Genomic DNA, 18,769 nt, shown 5'->3' with positions numbered 1-18,769 from the left:
TTGTTATGCCCCTCATCCGGCACTTCGTGCCACCTTCTCCCTAAGGGCGAAGGCTTTATTCTGCAGCACACTCTCCTGCCAGGTGGCCGGTAGACCATGCGATCTGGAGATTAAAGCCGCCGGTTTGAGCGTCTACATCAATGACCTCTCCTGCAAAGTATAAGCCCTTAATTTTCTTTGATTCCATAGTTGAGGGGTTAATGTCGCTGGTTGCGACGCCGCCTCTGGTAATGATTGCCTCGGGGAATCCTCGAAGGCCGGTTACATCCATCTTGATGTTCTTTATAAGACTTACAAATTCAAGTCTCTCACCTCTTGTTATGGCATTTACCTGCTTCTCCGGATCTATACCGGAAAGTTCAACCATTATAGGTATCATCTTTGAAGGAAAAAGTGCATTCAGGCTGTTTTTGAATTGCTTGTTCTTAGCATTTTCAAATTCTCTCTGAATTCTCTTATCAAGCTGTTCCTCTGTGAGAGCGGGCTTGAGGTCGAGGTGAATCACATAGGAATATTTCTCGCCCTTTTTATCTGCCTCCTCGTAATAACAGCTCGAGGTCAAAATCAAAGGACCGCTCACACCAAAGTGAGTGAAAAGCATCTCTCCAAAGCCATCATACACGTACTTCTTTTTCTTACCGGGGCCCGATGCAGGTATCTGCTCAAGCTTAATGGCAACATTTTTGAGCGCCAGTCCCTGAAGCTCTGTGCACCACTTCTGCGCCACCTCAAATGGAACCAGCGACGGTGTGGTCTTCGTAACCTTATGTCCCAGCTCCTTGGCGAATTTGAGGCCGTCTCCGGTTGAGCCTGTGGAGGGATAGGATAAGCCTCCTGTGCAGACTATGACGGAGTCGAACTCGGAGATTCCGGAATCCTCGGACACAATGCCCTTTACATGGCCGTCCTCAGACACCTGGATCCAGCGAACCTCGTCCTGATAGCGGATGTCCACCTTGAGCTTTTTTAATATTCTCACAAGAGTACTGATAATATCTGAGGAGTGGTCGGACACAGGAAAAACGCGGTCTCCGCGCTCAGTCTTAAGCTTACATCCGTTCTCCTCGAAAAGACGCATAACCTGGGTGTTATCGTATCCATACAGCGCACTGTACAGGAACTTGGAACCGTGAGGTATCTTGTCAAAGTACTCTGAAATATCACAGGCATTTGTCACATTACATCTGCCCTTGCCGGTAATGTATATCTTCTTACCGGGCTTCTCATTTTTCTCAAAAATAGTGACGGCTGCTCCGCTCATCGCCGCGGAAATAGCCGCCATCATTCCGGCTGCACCGCAGCCAATTACAGCAACCTGCTTCATAAAACTCCAATTACTCCAAAATTATGAAAGCCTGAAAGCTTCATATGCTGACTCAAGCATGCTAACGGAATCAGCCTCTTCAAGATCATAGTCTCCTGTAACAGCCATGCAGCCTGCGCCGTGAATGAATATCCACATCTTCATGAAAAGCTGTTCAGCATCAGGAACGCCCTGACTCTTAGCCTTGGAAACCTCACGTACAACGTTCTCATCAGAACCGTTAACAACGTCATACATGCTGGCGCCCTCATTGGCCTCTGATACAAAGAGAAGCTTGAAAAGATTAGGATTCTTCTGAGCGAATGTGATATAGCTCAGTCCAAGATCCACGAAGGGTGTCTCATGCCTGGTTGCGATTCCTCTGCAGAAATCCTCAAAGTATGCCACTGCCTTGGCTACAACGTCCTTCTTAAGCTCATCCATGTTGTCATAAATTCTGAAAATCGGCTGTGTAGAACAGCCTGCTGCAGCTGCCAGTCTTCTTGAGGTGACCTTGTCAAAGCCTTCCTTCTTGGTTATCTTAAATGCCGCATTTACAATTTCTTCCTGTGTAATAGTGGCTTTCCTGGACATATCCTAATCCTCCGTTATCATATTATGAATTGTTTATCGTATCATGTGTTATTATTTTAGTGTTTCGACCTGTCGGTGTCAACATGGATTTTGCATAGTAATTTGAAATAAAAATTCGAAAAAATATCAGTATTACGAATATTATTTTCTGACTATTTCAGTAGTTGTCAGATAGTTTCAAAAATGATATAATCATTATAGGTATTTATATTCCGTTTTACCCGACATGGGTGGACTGGAGGTTGCCATGGCAGATCTTAATATTTCAGCTGTTGGTGGTACCGAACGTGTACAGCTCACCACTACTACCGATCAGACCAAAGCTGCTGATCAGTTAAAAGAACAGATAAAGGAAGAAAGCTCGAGGAAAGAACATGTAAAGGAAGTCCTTGAGGATGTTATAGCCAAATCCAAGGATGGCGACACCGCCCAGGCCAGTAAGAAAAGCCAGGACCTTTTAAAGGATTCAGAGGAAATCGGCGATGTCAAAAAGATGCCTGATAAAAAGGATGACCATGAGCCCTCGGCTGCAATGAAGCTCCTTGATGAGATCATGAAGAAGCAACAGGATAAGCCCTCTCCCGCTGAGCGGATGAAGGAAACCTTAGAGCGCCAGGAGCGCCTGAAAAACACTCAGGCTGATCTCTCCGAGAAGCCCAATCTTCACACGCAGGCAGAGGCCAGAGAGGCTTCCAATAAGGCAAAGACTCACAATTATAATTCCTATTCCGATGCTCAGCTACAGCAGATGTACATAAACGGTGATATCACACGATATGATTACGATCATGAGATGGAAGGCAGAACTGAAAAAGGAAAGGAAAACGCAGACGAGACCAGGAATGAAAAGATATTCAATGAAGGAATCGTCAGAGTTATGGAGAATGAACGTCAGGCAGAAATAAGCGGCTCCTCTATCGAGAATGCTTTCTCCGACTACTCCAATGACAATATGAGGGCAGAACAGCGAATGGCAATGCTTGATGCCGCAGAGCTGCTGACATAAAAAGTATGTTACAGAAACATCATAGATTACCCTAAAAAAAGCTCACAGTGCTGAAATCTTTTTCAGCCTGTGAGCTTTTTGATGTCATATTATATACGGCTATGCTGACATGTAATTACTGGAAGTCAGTAACAAGTGCAGCGATACGTACAGCGAACATTATGAATACGATCCACATAACGGGTGAGATGTCCTTGATCTTGCCGATGAATATCTTAACAAGAACCCAGCCAAGAACTGCGAACATGATACCTGTTGCAATTGAGTATGAAAGAGGCATCATAACAAGTGCGAAATATGCACCAAGTGTATCAGCAAGGTCACCATCAAATGTGATGTTCTTTGCACTTGAAACCATAAGCATTCCTACATAGATAAGAGCCGGAGCTGTTGCAAAAGAAGGAATAGCAAGGAATACCGGGCTAAGTACAAGTGAAATAAGGAACATAACAGCTGTTGTAAGTGCTGTAAGACCTGTACGTCCACCTGCTGCAACACCTGCACTTGACTCTACGAAGCTTGTTACTGTAGAAGTACCAAGGCAAGAACCTGTTACAGTACCAACAGCGTCTGACATAAATACAGCACCAACCTTAGGAAGGTTACCGTTTTCATCAAGAAGGTCTGCCTTATCAGCAACACCTACTACCGTTCCTACGGTATCAAAGATATCAACGTAAAGGAAACTGAATACAATCGCAATAAACTGTACGAAGTGTGATGCAGCCCATCCAAAGTCAAACTGGAATGCAGTCTTGGAAATACCGCTGATCTGGTTAAGTCCCTGTGAAAAATCAGGGAATACGTGACCTGCTGTGTACCAGCCTGTAGTCTCAGCGATCATACCAAGGATCCATGTAGCAAGGATACCGATAAGCACTGAACCAGTTACCTTGAAGTGCTCAAGAACTACTATTATGATCAGACCAGCAAGGCAAAGAACAACGTCTGCATCAGCAAAATCACCGAGAGCAACTGTTGTTGACTCATCGGGAATGATTACGTTAGCGCCTCTAAGACCAATGAACGCGATGAAAAGACCAATACCTGCTGAAATACCGAACTTAAGGTTCTGGGGTATGCTGTTTATAATCTTCTCGCGGAATTTTACAAGTGACATAAGAAGGAAAATAACACCTTCTACAAATACGGCTGTTAAGCAAATTCTGAAAGCGTTCTCACCCTCAGCTGCAAGCTCGCCAAGACATACTGTATAAGCAAAGTATGCGTTAAGACCAAGTCCTGCTGAAAGAGCGATCGGGTAATTTGCAAAGATAGCCATGCAGAATGTCGCAATTGCTGATGCTACCGCAGTAGCTACAAATACTCCACCTGCATCCATTACAGTGCCCAGAATACTGGGGTTAACGGCGAGAATATACGCCATAGAAAGGAACGTGGTAAGACCGGCAATAATCTCGGTTTTTACCGTAGTATTGTGCTCCTTTAATTTGAAAACTTTCTCCAACATGTTTCATTCCTCCACACAATGTCTTCCGGTTTGGACCCTTTGCCCAAACATAAAAAATATAGCATAAAAAGGAGAGACCGAAAAGTCTCTCCTTACATATTAATAAACAATTTTTCATAAAAAAGATCACTCCTTTATGTTCTTATTGTATACATCCAGATCTAAAAGCCCTTAAATCTAACAATGCAATTTCATTTAAAATAAACTGCATATTAAAAATCGATTAAATGTTCACAAAATCGCATTTATCCGCACTTTATAGAGGTATAATTCAGAATAGAAGGTTCCTTTATTATTTTTGTTTTTATATTTCATCTCGGAGGCACATTATGGCTAAGAACGCAAATACTGAAGGCAAAGTAAGTTTTAATAACAGTATTAAAACAAAGCTTATTTCTGTCATGATCCTCGCAGCTGCATTGCCGCTCCTTGTGGCAATCATCGTAAGCTACAACACGTCCACTCAGAAGGCCATGGAAGATGCGCAGGAGTCGTTGGAGTGGCAGGCTAACTATATTGAGCGTAAGTTCGGAAATATCCTCGACGCCAATATGAACATGATACGAAGTATCGCCGGCAACCCCACTATCATTAACTTTGTAAAGGGCGAAGCAGGCATCCCCTATGACGCTGTTCAGTCTACTCTTGCAGAGTGTGACTCAATTCTTGATGACGGCGATACCACAGCCATTGCCGGTCTTGACGGTATGCAGGTTGCCAGAACAAAGGGTGATTTCATAAACGTATCTGATAGAGAATATTTCCAGAAAGCCATATCCGGAACTATCTATGTATCCAACATTCAGATAAGTAAAACATCCGGAAGAAGAATGATCACATTCGCCTGCCCTGTTAAGGATGGAGATACAGTAATAGGTATCGTTCACAGAAACTACGATCTGAACAATTTCCATAAAATGCTGGCTGCTGAGGCAGAGGATGCTTTCCTTGTTGACAGAGAAGGAATGATTGCAGCTCACTCACAATATGAAATCGGTGAAGGAGCTCATGAAGAAGAAAGCCGTGCGCAGTCAGAGTTCATGACATCCGGATTAGATAAGGGCTTCTACTATGTTGATACAGGAAAAGGCTATAACGCATACGTTGCATACGTAAAAGAACCCAAGTCCCAGTTCACAGTTTGTGCAGCAACTGATTCCAATAAGATCCTTTCATCAGCAAGACGTTCAGCAATTATCGTCATTATTGTCGGTGCTGTACTTTTGATTGTTGCAATCATCATTTCCTTCGTCATGGCAAGCAGCTTCACAAAGCCTATCCAGATAGTTGGAGATGCCCTTAAAGCGCTCGCTGATGGACGCTTCGAGAAAATTGGAGCAGCCGCTGCCAGAAAGGACGAGTTTGGAGAAATAGCAAGAGATACCAATTCCGTAATAGAAACTCTCGATGAAATAGTTACCCATATAAAGGAATCTGCTGCCAATGTAGGCTCATCATCCGAGGAGCTCTCAGACATGGCAAATCAGATTTCCCAGACTGCAGAGGATGTTTCAAATGCCGTTCAGGAGATTGCATCCGGTGCAACCCAGCAGGCAGATGAAATTCAGAGTGCTTCTGAAAATGTCGGTCTCATCGGAGACGCTGTCGGTGATGTTCAGACCTCCACAGGAAGTCTCTCAACTCTCGCAGGCAAGATGAAGGAAGCATCCGAGATATCCAGCAAGTCCCTGTCATCTCTCCAGGATTCCTCCGCTGAAATGACAGCCAAGATTGATGATATCTCCAGAACCATTCAGGCAACCCAGGAAGCAGTTGATAACATCAGTGAAAAGGTTGAAGGAATCACTTCCATCGCAACCCAGACCAATCTTCTCTCCCTCAATGCTTCTATCGAGGCAGCAAGAGCCGGAGAAGCAGGAAAAGGCTTCGCCGTTGTTGCTGAGGAAATCGGAAAGCTGGCTGAGGATTCCAAGCAGATGGCTGATGATATCATGAAGGAAATGGGAACACTTCTTCAACAGAGTAAAGCAGCCGTTGCAGCAGCTGAGGATGTTAAGCAGGGTAACAACGACCAGCAGATAGCCATCGGCGAAACCTTGGATGCAGTTAACGGAATGCTTGAGGATATCGGAAGCACCGTAGGCGGCGTTCAGCTCATCTCCCAGGGTGCAGATACCTGCGAATCCTCCAAGAACGCAGTGGTTGATACCATGAGCGCGCTCTCCGCTATCTCCGAAGAGAACGCAGCTTCTTCAGAAGAAACAGGCGCATCCATGCAGGAGCTTTCCGCTACGGTTACAACCCTTGCAGGATCAGCAGACAGCCTGAAGCAGATTGCCGAGCAGCTTAACGAAGAGATGAAATTCTTTAAATCATAATAGATATCACGATATATAAAAATATGGTGCCTGCCACGATCAAGTGACAGGCACCCTTTTTGTAGTTTTTATTTTCTTACTATAATGTATAAGTTTTATGCAACCTCTGCACTGAGACACTTTACTGTATCTCTGATGATATCAACAGCTGTGTCGCAGTCCTTTTCATCAATGATAAGCGGAGGTACCATTCTTATAATGCTGCTGCCGATGGCTGTAACAAGGAGATGTCTGTCGATGCAGCCGTGCTTTACATCTACAGCATTTACAGTCTCATCGAACTCTACGCCAACCAGAAGTCCCTGGTGACGAACATCCTTAACGTGAGGGATTGTCTTAAGCTTCTCAGAGAAGTAATCTCCCATCTGTGCTGCATTTCCTGCAAGATCTCTCTCAAGGAGCTCATTAACTTCTGCAAGAGCAGCTGCGCAGCATACGGGATGTCCACCGAAGGTTGTTCCGTGGGAGCCTTCAGAAAATGCCTTTGCAACCTCCCTGGTAGCGCAGATAGCACCGATAGGCATTCCGCCGCCAAGAGCCTTAGCCATGGATACGATATCGGGCTTTATTCCATAGTGCATGTAGCTCATAACCTCACCGGTTCTGCACCAGCCTGTCTGAACCTCATCGAGGAGGAGAAGCATTCCCTTTTCATCGCAGAATTCACGAAGTCCCACAAGGAATTCCCTGGTTGCAGGATGTACACCGCCCTCGCCCTGTACAGGCTCAACCATGATTGCGATTGTGTTCTCTGTGCATGCATCCTTGAATGCCTGAAGGTCATTATAGGGAGCATAGGAAAAGCCGTAAGTCATAGGTCCAAAGCCAATCTGGCAGCCGTTTCCAGGCTGACCTGTTGCTGACATGGCACCGAAGGTTCTGCCGTGGAAGCCCATCTTAGCGGTAACGATGTGATACTTGTTGGGACCGTACTTCTCAATACCATATTTTCTTGCCATCTTGATCATGGCTTCGTTAGCCTCTGTTCCGGAGTTCTGATAGAAAATCTTATCCATTCCGATGGTCTCACAAACCTTCTTTGCAAGAAGTGCCTGAGGAATTGTGTAGGGATAGTTGAAGGTCTGCATCAATGTCTTTGCCTGCTGAACTACTGCATCAACTACTCTCTCGTTACAGTTACCTGCTGAGTTAACGGCGATACCTGCATAGAAATCCAGATACTTTTCACCCTTCTCATCATATAAGTACTGCTCCTTGCCACTCTCTGCAAGGAAGTCAAATCTCTCAAAAGTCGATATCATGTACTTGTCGGCCATTTCCTTAATCTCTTCTGCTGTATATTCTGTATCCTTTAATTTCATAACCTTCTTCTCCTCTTCTTTTCATATATTTAAAGCCTTATTGAACAAGCTTTAATCCCTTGTCTGAATGTCTGTCCTTTTTGATCTGACTCTCAGTGATGAAGCCCTTTATGATGAGGTACTGCTCAATGATGTCAACGCAGTGGTCTATTCCTACCCTCTCACTGTTTAGGGTCATGTCGTAGTTAACAGGATTTGTCCAATAGTTGCCACCTGTGTAGTACTTGTAGTAATCTGCCCTGTACTTGTCCGTTTTCTCTATTGTGGAGTGTGCCACCTTTTCGGACACGCCCATGTTTTCCATGGTTCGCTCCACGCAGAATGAACGTGGAGCTTCTATATAGATACTCACGACGTTGTCTCTTCCGCGAAGTACGTAATCTGCACATTTTCCGACGATAACGCAGGGCTCTGTGTCTGCCAGATTTTTTATAATCTTGCACTGATACTCGAAAAGTCTGTCATCAGATACGAATTTTTCATTCCTTGCAATATAGCTTTTGGATCTTGGAAGTCCCTGAAGGAAGCTTGAAAATCCGCTGCTTTTGCTGAGCTTTTCATTTACCTCCTGAAAAAGCTTCTCATCCAGTCCGCTCATCTGACTTGCCAGAGTGAGGATTCTGTTTTCATAGCAATGTATTCCGAGTTCCCTGGCAAGTGTGGATGCTATCGCTTTGCCCCCGCTACCAAACCCTCTTGCGAAGGTCACAACAAAGTTTCTCATAAATCTCTCCTCTCTCCTGTCAGCCTGCAAGATATCGTGACAGGAATTCTCTTGTTCTTGCATTCTTCGGATTTGAGAACAGTATTTCCGGAGCTGCATCCTCAGCCACATATCCGTTGTCCATGAAAATAGTTCTGGTAGAAACATCTCTTGCAAAGGCCATCTCATGGGTAACGATGATCATTGTAAGTCCTGTAGTCGCAAGTTCCTTCATTACTGCGAGAACCTCGCCCACCATCTCGGGATCAAGAGCTGAAGTAGGTTCATCAAAAAGAAGTATCTCAGGATTCATGCAAAGTGCTCTTGCGATGGCAACTCTCTGCTTCTGTCCGCCTGAAAGCATTGAGGGCTTTGCATTTATGTAGGGCGCCATTCCAACTTCCTTAAGGTGTGTAATAGCTCTGTCGAAGGCTTCCTCCTTTGAAATGTGGAGCACCTTTCTGGTGCAGAGCATGCAGTTTTCAAGCACTGTCATGTTGTTGAAAAGGTTGAAGGACTGGAACACCATTCCCACCTTTGAGCGGTAGTCATTGATTTCCTTCTGGACGTCCCTTACTTCCTTATCGTGATAGAAAATCTGTCCTCTGGTCTGCTTTTCAAGTCTGTTGATACAGCGAAGGAGTGTTGATTTTCCTGAGCCTGAGGAACCGACTATGCAGATAACCTCTCCCTTATTAACTTCGATATCTATCCTTCTCAAAACCTCGTGATTCCCGAAGCTTTTACCAAGATCCTTAATGGAAAGAATTTTTTCACTCATAGTCTGCCTCCTTACTGGTTGTCCATGTACTCAACTGCCAAAGCGTAGTCTTCGCTGCCCTGCATGCGCTTCTCAATAAGAATGAATAGCTTATTGAATACGAAGCACAGTACAAAATAGATAAGAGCTATAACCAGATATGATTCAAAATATTTGTAGTAGTTACCGCCAGCGGTCTTTGCTGCCATGAACAGCTCCTGAACTGCGATAACATTAAGTACTGATGTCATCTTGAGGTTAGTAAGAAAAGTGTTTGCCATCTCAGGGATGATGTTTTTAAAGGCCTGAGGCAGCACTACGTAAAACATTGTTTTCATCGGGGACATTCCCATTGCAAATGCGCCTTCTCTCTGGCCTATGTCAATGGATCCGATACCTGCTCTTACTGTTTCAGCCATGTAAGCTCCGGTGTTTAAGACTGTTACGAGAATACCTGCAAATACAGGAGTCATCTCGACATTAGCCTGTCTTAAGCCGTAGTAGATGATCATCGCCTGAACGATCATCGGTGTATCTCTGAAAACTTCCACATACACGCTGCTGATCCACTTAAGGACTCTTACAAGTATTTTCTTAACCACGTTGTCTCCGGGATTTATGGTCATGTCCTGAATAACACCTATCAGGTATCCAAGGACGAATCCCACTATTGTTCCGATGACTGCAGTGTAAAGTGTAAGGTATGTACCCTGTAAAAACATGGCGGAATATTTTCCTGCCAGAAATATTGTCCACTCCAGAGAGTTGGTTGGTTCTCCCGATAATAAACTCATAATCATAGCGCCACCTCTTTACATAATCTTTTTAGTTTGCTGCAGGCTGCTGTGTCAGAACCTTATCCATAAGCTCATCCATCTTTGCCTTGTCGTTCCAGCCGATTGCATCCATAGCACCCTGGATCTTGTCGCAGAGCTCTGTGTCATCCTTTCTTGTTGCGATGCAGACATTTACCATTTCCTCATCACCTGTGAAGGTGTCGTTTTCATCAAGTCTGATCATCAGTAGGTCGTCATTTGTAAGAAGTGCTGACTGTGCTGTGGGAACGTCTACGATAAATACGTCTGCCACACCATTTGCTACTGCCATGAAGCACTCAGATGTTGTCTCGAAGTTGGTTCCTGTAACTGCACCTTCGACCTGATCAAGAAGAGGAATCCATCCGCATCCAAGCTGAGTTGTAAGTACACATCCAGTACCATTTAATTCTGAAAGGCCTTTGACATCTGCATAAGGGCCATCCTTCTTAACAACGATGCAGTTATCTCTGTAGTAGTAAGGTTCTGTAAAGTTGTAAGCAAGCTGTCTCTCTGCAGTTCTTCCCATTCCTGCGATGATACAGTCATAGTCACCTGCGTCCATTGAAATTCCGATTGATGACCACTCCACCTTGTGGATCTCAAGTTCCATATCAAGTTCATCGGCGATCATCTGTGCAACTGCTACGTCATATCCATAAGCGAAGTAGCTTGAGTCATAAATCGGAACTGCCTTGCTTCCATCAGGAGTTGTGTCTGAATCCTGAGTCCAGTTAAATGGAGCATATGCACATTCCATACCAACACGAAGAACTGCTCTGTCTGATGATTCATCTGCCTTAGGAGCTGCCTCATCAGCGATATCCTCTGAAACGGGTTCCTCAGTTTTCGCTGCAGCTGATCCGCATCCTGCGATTGCTGTCATAAGCATCATTCCTGATAATAAAGTTGCTGCAAGTCTCTTTTTCATAACGTTTCTCCTCCTAGATCTAAATTGATAATTCAGCATTGCTTATTTTTGTAAATAAAAAGGCGCCGTTCGAAGTTTTGAACTTCTACGGCGCCCTTGCTGTATGTGTATATATTATTCAGAGTGATATTCTCCATCAATGTGCACAATGCACAGTCATAATATTGTCATTTGCACAAACGAAAAAAATACCCAGCCCACAACATGTAGATAAATAGTGGGCTGAGCATCATTATATAGGTCATAAAAACATAAGTCTTTTTACCAGAATACAATTAACAAGATCAAGATATTTGATGTAATCGTCCAGTTCGAAATCCAAAAGTTCCTGAATCTTATTAAGTCTGTACTGCAAAGAATTCCTGTGTACATATAGTTCTTTGGCTGTGTTTGCAGTATTAAAACCATTCATGTAATAGGCAAGCAAAGTATCAACAAGGAAGGTTCCGTTTGCGTGATCATACTCCTCAAGCTTTTCCAGATTTTTATTGCAGTAATCCAGAATCTCACGCTGGTTCCCGGCGTTGAACATATACTTGTAGATGCCCATTGCGCTGGCACTTAGTACCTTTTTCTTCTTGGGATTAGGGAGCATATCGATCTTGGGAATAAGGCTCTTTGCCTGCTGATAGCTCTGTCCAAAATCCCTGGGATCAGTGTAGGGCGCTCCTAAAATGCAGGTGCCTGAAATCTTTCCCTTAAAGCTGTCGCTTGAATCAATTCTTCTCAGGATTTTTTCAAGCTCATGCTCTATCTGTTTATCCTTCCTTGCCTCAAACAAGAGAACAAACTTATTAAGGAACCTCATGAACATGGGCCTTCCTTCCATGCCTGTGACCTCACGACTAAGGACGTTACCGTAGTACTCGTAGGTGTGCTCATCCTGCTCATGATTTATTCCGTATTTGCGGTCCACGATTATTATTCCCACGCGGTAGGGCTCTGTGAATTCTATTCCGAACTGGCTTGAGATTTTCTCAATGTACTTATCGCTGATATCGTAGCCAAACAGAAGGTTATAAAGGAAATCCCCTTCTCTCTTGTTTTGAAGACTATCCTCCATTATGAGCTTTCCAACACTCTGGTCGATGTCGACAAAGGATGCACCCTTCCACCTCACGTAAAAAAGCGGAAGTGATAATTCTTCCGCTCTGGTAATTACTTCAGGTGACAGTTCCTCCCTGTCCTCAACAATGGATACCGCAAGTCCGGATATTCCAAGGTCATTAAGCTCCTCCATGACAGCAAGGATATCCTCAGGTTTATATCTTTCGTAGTCCACAACAAGGAGGGCATAATTCCCTCTGTTCATGTGTTCATCATAGGGCTTCGTCTGAACGAGATACGTCCAGGAAACCATGCGGTCAAGTCCCGCCTCCCCGGAAACAAGCTCAACTCCATCCAGCTTCAAATTAAGTATATCTCTACATGTAACCATTTTTCTTCCTCAGTACTTATGCTTTTTAGTAATTTTTTATGCCATTTTGGGTTAGCCTCTACTAACCGCAAATACACTTTTTAACCAAGTAGTAATCAGCCTATTTCCTGCATCTGCTTTTCACAAAAATCCTGAGCAGTCTGGGTAGTCGCAAGTCCCTCCTGACCGGTCTCCCGCAGGCATGCCGGAATGAGGTGTCCGATTCTTCCCATGGCATCTATAACTTCATCCACAGGGATTCTGCTCTTAACTCCTGCCATTGCAAGGTGAGCTGAAACAACTGCGTTCACTCCGCCGTAGGCATTCCTCTTGATGCAGGGCACTTCCACAAGCCCGGCCACAGGGTCGCAGGTAAGACCAAGAATACTCTTTATGCAAAGGGCAACGGAATTGAGAATCATCTCATTATCTCCGCCTTCGAGATATGTAAGCGCGCCTGCTGCCATGGCTGCAGCGCTTCCAATTTCCGCCTGACAGCCGCCCTCAGCACCTGCAATACTGGCACTCTCTGCAAGAACTTCTCCTATTCCAGCTGCCACATACAGAGCCTCTATTATCTTTTCTTCCTCAGCCTTTTTCTCCTCTTCATAGGTTAAAAGCACCGCGGGAATTACGCCGCAGGCTCCCGCAGTGGGCGCCGCAACTATACGTCTCATGCAGGCATTGGACTCGCCCATCTTAACTGCCTTCTCTATGACTGTTGAAATAAAGTCACCTACAAGCGCTGAGCCTGATGCATTAAACTCCCTGACCTTTTCGCCGTCGCCGCCTGCCATTCCGCTTTTTGAAGTTAGCTTTGCATTGTAGTTTTTATCAGCATCTCTCATGGCAGAAAGTATATCCTGCATTTTCTTATAGGACTCCTCTGCAGAAATGCTCTCCTCTCTGCAGTCTTCCTCCTGGACAACCTTCCACATGGGCGTATTTTTTTCATTTGCAATTTCTATAATTTCAGCAAGTTTCTTAAATGCCATTGCTCAGCCCTCCAAAAGAGAATAGTATGTGACCTTCTCTATACCTTCCAGATGTTCAAGCCACCTTAAGGCTTCTGCCGGTATCTCCTGATCACACTCAAGTACCATAACCGCATGACCGCCTCTGGACTCTCTGTAAAGCTGCAGCGTAGCCACATTTACAGACTTATGTGCAAGCATGCTGGTCACCTCTGCTACGTGTCCCGGCTGATCCTGATTATGTACGATAAGTGTTGGATGTTCTCCTGAAAAGTTAGCAGAAAGACCGTCCACCTTAGCTATATTTATAAGTGAGCCTCCAAGAGATTCACCCACAACCTCCAGCTTCTTACCGCTCTTTCCCACAAGCTTCATAAGAACGGAATTAGGATGGGCTTCTTTTAATTTTGCTACCCCAAAGAAAAGCTTCATTCCCTTTTGAGCTGCTATATCAAAGCTGTTTGGTATATTTTCATCGTCAGGCTCCATGCCAAGAAGGCCTGCCACGAGGGCGTATTTCGTTCCATGCCCGTTACCAGTAGCAAGGAATGATCCGTATAACAAAATCTCAGCCTCAGCGATTTCTTCTCCCATAAGCTTTCTTGAAACGAATCCTATTTTCACCGCTCCCGCTGTGTGAGAGCTTGAAGGGCCTACCATAACAGGACCTACTATGTCAAAGATGTTCATTATGCCTCCTGCCAAATATATGACATGATTTATAGTACAAAATTAATTATAACGCCACCTGTCATTAAAGGTCACGGAATAATTAGAAATGTCCATTGTCAGATATAGGCCTTGCTGTAGAGATTAAGTATATCTGCTTTTGTGGTCTTTCTGGGATTTACCAGTATGTTACCGCTCTTCATTGCATCATCTGCCATGACATCAAATTTATCCTTGCTTACACCAACTGTTTTAAGCCCTGCAGGAATTCCCAGTGACTCATTTAGCTTAGACAGAAAATCTGAGAGCATACCTGATGAAAAGTCCTTACTGTCAATATTTTTCCCGCTTACAGCCCTGTAAATATCGTAGTATTTTCCTTCATCTGACAGAGCATTGAACTCTACTATCGTGGGAAGAAGAATTGCATTTGCAACCCCGTGGGGCACATCAAAATATGCACTTACAGGATGGCTCATGGCATGAACATTGCCAAGCCTTGCATGTGAAAAAGCTATGCCGGCAAAAAGTGAACCAAGGAGCATAGCTTCGGCTGCCTTTACATTGGATCTGTCAGCAACGTAGGGGCAGATATTTTTCCCGATAAGTTCAAGTGCCTTAATGGCAAACATATCTGAAAAGGGTGACGCTGCAAGAGAAAGATACGCCTCCAGCGCATGGACCAGAGCGTCAACGCCGCAGGCTGCTGCAGTCTTTTCAGGCACGCTGTAAATGAGCTCAGGATCGAGGATTGCATACTTAGGGATAATGTGCTCACTTCCCACAGTAAGCTTGTAATTTCTGCTATGATCCGTGATAACAGCAAAGGCTGTGACCTCTGAGCCTGTTCCGGCAGTTGTCGGAATCGCAATTATGTCAGCTGTGATCTCCTTAACCTTGCCAACTCCCTCGTATTCTGTTATATCGCCTCCGTTTGAAACAACTACAGCCACAGCCTTGGCAACGTCTAAGGGTGATCCGCCTCCAAAGGCTACTATGAAGTCAGCACCGCTTTCCATATATCCCTTTGCTGCCTTCTTCACAGTGTCTGTGCAGGGATTGCCCTCTGTCTCTGTAAAGGCTTCGCTCTCTATTCCCTCACTTCTAAGTGCATCAGCGCATTTATCAACCATACCTATCTTGTTAAGGTGCGGACCCGATATAATATACGCCTTTTTACCACCAATCCTCTTACCAAGCTCAGGGAGCCTCTTAAGGCTCCCTGCACCAAAAACGATATTCTGAGGTATTGAAAAAGAAAATGATTCCATGTTAAATAACCTCCACTTTTTATGCTAATCTTTTATTTCTGTAACGTATTCCAAGATGATCATCGTTCTCCATGGGATGATCCTTTTTATCCTTTCCAAGAAGGAATCCGTATTTTAACGGATCGTCCTCATCGATTACCCACTCATTAAGTCCTGTTATATAGGCACTTCCCATTATCTTTGGAATTATTCCGTGTTTTCCTCCCACATCCACTGCTGTGGTTGCTACTCCCTTGAAAATCGCTCCTGTTATACTCTCGTAGGTAAATACTTCGTTAAGTCTAAGGAGCCCCTTTGCATAGAGGGCTGCCAGCTTGGCACTGGTTCCTGTTCCGCAGGGTGACCTGTCAGCCTGGGCATCTCCGAAAATCACACAGTTTTTCATATCTGCCTTTGGATTCTTTGTGTGTGCATAGAATTCCACCAGGTCAACACTTGTGATATCAAGGTAGGGATGCTTTATTTCAACGGTTCTGTTTATAGCTTCCCTGATTCTCATTCCAAGCTCTGTTATCTGATCAATGTTACTCATCTCAAGCCTTATGCCGATTTTCTCCGCATCCACAAGAGCAAAGAAGGATCCTCCAAAGGAAATGTCGTAGGTGATCTCGCCCCAGTCCTCGAAGTAAAGCACCTGGTCCTCCAAATACAGGAAAGACGGCACATTAAGTATGCTTGCTCCCACAGGCTTTCCATCCTCTACATGCACCCTTGTCTTAATGATTCCCGAGGGTGCATCAAGAACCACATCAGTATATGGTTCTACCGCTTCAACCATCCCGGTCTCAACCAGCATGGTGGCTGTACCTATACTTCCGTGACCACACATATTCAGGTATGAAGCGCTGTCCATAAAAATCACTCCCACATCAGCGTTCTTGTGCACAGGCTCGGTAAGAAGGGCTCCAAACATGTCCCTGTGACCTCTTGGCTCGAGCATAAGGGCTTTTCTTAGAAAATCGTAATGCTCTATCACATAATTTTTCTTTTCCATCATGGTGTCGCCAACAAGCTTTGGAAATCCTTCGTAGACTATCCTTGTGGACTCTCCCATGGTGTGAGAATCTATGGTTTTTATTTTATATGCATATTTCCCAAGACTTGGTTTCATATGATCAGTCCCCGTATTTTTTCTTTACAATTGCCGCCAGTGCCTGTGCAGTTCCTTCCACTTCCAAAAGTGCACTGTTGATTATTATGTGCTTATGCTTCGGATCAGAAGGTGCGTACCCTGCAAAATACTTGTGGTAATTCAGCCTCGCCTTATCAACCTCATTTATCATTTTCTTGGCGTCTTCCTTTTTCATACCAAGACTCCCTACACAATTGGCGAGCCTGTCAGCGTAAGAAGCATATATATAAACATGTATTGCGTCCGGGTCATCCTCAAGAATGTAGTCAGCGCAGCGTCCTACAATGATGCAGGAGCCTCTTCCTGCCATTCTTGAAATAATCTGACTCTGGCATTCAAATATCTTCTTTTGTTGCTCCAGTGAATCTGTCCCCAAAGGAAATAGCATATTCCAGAATGATGTTTTCTTTTCCTCAGAATCACTAAGTGTTGAAACCGGCATGTTCATCTGCTTCGCTGTGGCTTCAACAATGTCCCTGTCATAGAACTCAACCTCCAGAAGCTCTGAAAGCCTTTTGGCTATTGGTCTTCCCAGACTTCCAAATTCACGAGTTATTGTCACAACAAACCTTTTCATGGCCATTCCTCTTTTCAGAAATATTTTTTATCGAGCTGTCATTACCATCACCGCTATGTAAAAGGAATCTTGATAAAAATGCTCTTGTTCTCTCCTGCTTGGGATTACCAAGTACCTCCCTGGGGCTTCCTTCTTCAACCACATACCCCTCGTCCATAAAAATGATGTGATCAGCAACGTCAAGGGCAAAGTCCATCTCATGGGTCACCACGATCATTGTCATTCCCTCTTTCGCCAGCTCGGTCATAACGTTTAAAACCTCCCCAACCAGCTCCGGATCCAGAGCGCTTGTAGGCTCATCAAAAAGCAGCGCCTCCGGTTCCATAGCCAATGCCCTTGCAATAGCGACTCTTTGCTGTTGTCCGCCTGAAAGCATGAAGGGCTTAGCCTCTGTTTTTTTTTCAAGTCCAACCTTTGCAAGAAGTTCCAGGGCTTTTTCCTTTGCTTCAGCCTTGTTCATATGCCCTGTCAGAACAGGTGCCATGGTCACATTTGCAAGAACGGTTTTAAGCGGGAAAAGATTGAATCTCTGAAAGACCATTCCTACCTCTTCCCTGAATTTTCTTATATCTGCATTCTTATCAAGGATGTTGTCTCCCTTATAGATGATTTCTCCGGAGGTGGGCTTCTCCAGCTGATTGATGCATCTTAAAAAAGTGCTTTTCCCTGAACCGGAGGGACCTATGATGCAGACAACTTCGCCTCTTTTTATTTCTACATTGATGTCCCTTAGTACCTCCAGGTCTCCAAAGGACTTTGCAAGATGTCTTACAGATATCAAACTCTCACTCATAAAAATACCTCCATCACTTTTTAGTAATATTCTCAACCATCCTTTGAAGAATCATCAGTATCGATAACAGGACCAGATAGAACAATGCGCAGGCAGTGTAAGCAGGAAGAGTATTGTAGGTTCTTGCAACATAGTTCTGTGTCTGTCTTGTAATGTCATTAACTGAGATTACCGATAAGAGCGCTGTGTCCTTTACGGAAATGATGAACTGGTTAAACAGCCCCGGAATCATGGCCTTAAAAGCAGGAGGGATGATTATGTGAGTAAGGATCTGGCCCTTTGTAAGTCCAAGGGCCTCTCCTGCTTCTTTTTGTCCAAGTTCAACACTTTCAAGGGCTCCCTTTACGATCGCAGATATAAAAGCTCCGGCATTTAGGGTAATAACAGTGATTCCTGCTACCACAGAATCCAGCACGAATTTCTTATGGGTTATCCCTGTTATGATGGCCGGAACTGCAAAGTATACATACAGCGCCTGAACAACCAAAGGTGTTCCTCTTATGATCCACACGTATACATTTGCTATTCCTCTGGCTATTTTGTTCTGACAAGAAAGCGCATATCCACTGACAGCCCCCAGAATAAATCCAAGCAGGATACCGATTATTGCAATCATCATGGTAATCTGCAGACCCCGAAACAGCATCGGCATGATTGCCTGTAAAAACTCAAAACTCATAATCATCACTCCT

The 18,769-nt window shown here is 44.4% G+C and carries 18 protein-coding genes; 2 read left to right on the top strand and 16 right to left on the bottom strand.

The features are described from left to right. Positions 1-55: 55 nt before the first annotated feature. Positions 56-1,324: an NAD(P)/FAD-dependent oxidoreductase gene (locus tag G587_RS0112070; protein ID WP_026492457.1), complete on the bottom strand. Its 1,269-nt coding sequence runs from the start codon at positions 1,322-1,324 to the stop codon at positions 56-58. Between the two features lie 21 nt (positions 1,325-1,345). Next, positions 1,346-1,897 carry a TetR/AcrR family transcriptional regulator gene (locus G587_RS0112065; RefSeq protein ID WP_026492456.1) on the bottom strand — a complete coding sequence of 184 codons (552 nt, stop codon included), beginning with the start codon at positions 1,895-1,897 and terminating at the stop codon, positions 1,346-1,348. Between the two features lie 247 nt (positions 1,898-2,144). Between G587_RS0112065 and G587_RS0112060 the strand changes: the two genes are divergently transcribed. Further along, positions 2,145-2,903 (top strand): hypothetical protein, encoded by a 759-nt coding sequence (locus tag G587_RS0112060; protein ID WP_026492455.1) that lies wholly within the window; start codon positions 2,145-2,147, stop codon positions 2,901-2,903. Between the two features lie 115 nt (positions 2,904-3,018). Here the strand turns inward: G587_RS0112060 and G587_RS0112055 are convergent, their stop codons facing one another. Then, positions 3,019-4,374 (bottom strand): NCS2 family permease, encoded by a 1,356-nt coding sequence (locus tag G587_RS0112055; protein WP_330364469.1) that lies wholly within the window; start codon positions 4,372-4,374, stop codon positions 3,019-3,021. Between the two features lie 329 nt (positions 4,375-4,703). On the opposite strand from G587_RS0112055, the gene G587_RS0112050 reads away from it, so the two are divergent. Further along, complete coding sequence (locus G587_RS0112050) at positions 4,704-6,713, top strand: methyl-accepting chemotaxis protein (RefSeq protein WP_026492453.1); 2,010 nt, start codon at positions 4,704-4,706, stop codon at positions 6,711-6,713. A 95-nt stretch (positions 6,714-6,808) separates the two neighbouring features. Here the strand turns inward: G587_RS0112050 and G587_RS0112045 are convergent, their stop codons facing one another. The 13 genes from G587_RS0112045 to G587_RS0111985 all read right to left on the bottom strand — a co-directional run bounded on the left by G587_RS0112045 (position 6,809) and on the right by G587_RS0111985 (position 18,756). Further along, on the bottom strand, positions 6,809-8,035 hold the full coding sequence (locus G587_RS0112045; RefSeq protein ID WP_026492452.1) for an aspartate aminotransferase family protein: 1,227 nt from the start codon (positions 8,033-8,035) through the stop codon (positions 6,809-6,811). A 37-nt stretch (positions 8,036-8,072) separates the two neighbouring features. After that, the gene (locus tag G587_RS22590; RefSeq protein WP_051201000.1) at positions 8,073-8,759 is read right to left on the bottom strand and encodes a cytidylate kinase-like family protein; all 687 of its coding nucleotides are present in this window, start codon (positions 8,757-8,759) and stop codon (positions 8,073-8,075) included. Between the two features lie 19 nt (positions 8,760-8,778). After that, positions 8,779-9,519 carry an amino acid ABC transporter ATP-binding protein gene (locus tag G587_RS0112035; RefSeq protein ID WP_026492451.1) on the bottom strand — a complete coding sequence of 247 codons (741 nt, stop codon included), beginning with the start codon at positions 9,517-9,519 and terminating at the stop codon, positions 8,779-8,781. 11 nt (positions 9,520-9,530) lie between these two features. Then, positions 9,531-10,298, bottom strand: a complete 768-nt coding sequence (locus G587_RS0112030) for an amino acid ABC transporter permease (RefSeq protein ID WP_242830079.1) — start codon at positions 10,296-10,298, stop codon at positions 9,531-9,533. Between the two features lie 25 nt (positions 10,299-10,323). Next, on the bottom strand, positions 10,324-11,244 hold the full coding sequence (locus G587_RS0112025; protein ID WP_026492449.1) for a transporter substrate-binding domain-containing protein: 921 nt from the start codon (positions 11,242-11,244) through the stop codon (positions 10,324-10,326). 241 nt (positions 11,245-11,485) lie between these two features. Further along, complete coding sequence (locus tag G587_RS0112020) at positions 11,486-12,682, bottom strand: PucR family transcriptional regulator (protein ID WP_035786551.1); 1,197 nt, start codon at positions 12,680-12,682, stop codon at positions 11,486-11,488. Between the two features lie 95 nt (positions 12,683-12,777). Beyond that, positions 12,778-13,656, bottom strand: coding sequence for an L-serine ammonia-lyase, iron-sulfur-dependent, subunit alpha (sdaAA, locus tag G587_RS0112015; protein WP_026492447.1), 879 nt, complete (start codon positions 13,654-13,656; stop codon positions 12,778-12,780). 3 nt (positions 13,657-13,659) lie between these two features. Beyond that, positions 13,660-14,325: an L-serine ammonia-lyase, iron-sulfur-dependent subunit beta gene (gene sdaAB, locus G587_RS0112010; RefSeq protein ID WP_026492446.1), complete on the bottom strand. Its 666-nt coding sequence runs from the start codon at positions 14,323-14,325 to the stop codon at positions 13,660-13,662. Positions 14,326-14,423: 98 nt separating this feature from the next. Then, on the bottom strand, positions 14,424-15,575 hold the full coding sequence (locus tag G587_RS0112005) for an iron-containing alcohol dehydrogenase (RefSeq protein ID WP_026492445.1): 1,152 nt from the start codon (positions 15,573-15,575) through the stop codon (positions 14,424-14,426). A gap of 19 nt (positions 15,576-15,594) precedes the next feature. After that, positions 15,595-16,686 carry a proline racemase family protein gene (locus G587_RS0112000; protein WP_026492444.1) on the bottom strand — a complete coding sequence of 364 codons (1,092 nt, stop codon included), beginning with the start codon at positions 16,684-16,686 and terminating at the stop codon, positions 15,595-15,597. 4 nt (positions 16,687-16,690) lie between these two features. Further along, positions 16,691-17,284, bottom strand: coding sequence for a cytidylate kinase-like family protein (locus G587_RS0111995; RefSeq protein WP_026492443.1), 594 nt, complete (start codon positions 17,282-17,284; stop codon positions 16,691-16,693). Continuing rightward, the gene (locus G587_RS22585; protein ID WP_051200998.1) at positions 17,253-18,077 is read right to left on the bottom strand and encodes an amino acid ABC transporter ATP-binding protein; all 825 of its coding nucleotides are present in this window, start codon (positions 18,075-18,077) and stop codon (positions 17,253-17,255) included. Before G587_RS22585 ends, G587_RS0111995 begins: the two co-directional genes overlap by 32 nt. Positions 18,078-18,090: 13 nt before the next feature. Next, positions 18,091-18,756, bottom strand: a complete 666-nt coding sequence (locus G587_RS0111985; RefSeq protein WP_026492442.1) for an amino acid ABC transporter permease — start codon at positions 18,754-18,756, stop codon at positions 18,091-18,093. Between the last annotated feature and the right edge of the window lie 13 nt (positions 18,757-18,769).

Source organism: Butyrivibrio sp. XPD2002 (assembly GCF_000423945.1).
GTDB lineage: Bacteria > Bacillota > Clostridia > Lachnospirales > Lachnospiraceae > Butyrivibrio.
Note: the sequence above shows the minus strand (reverse complement) of the source record. Positions and strands in the feature narration are given on the sequence as shown.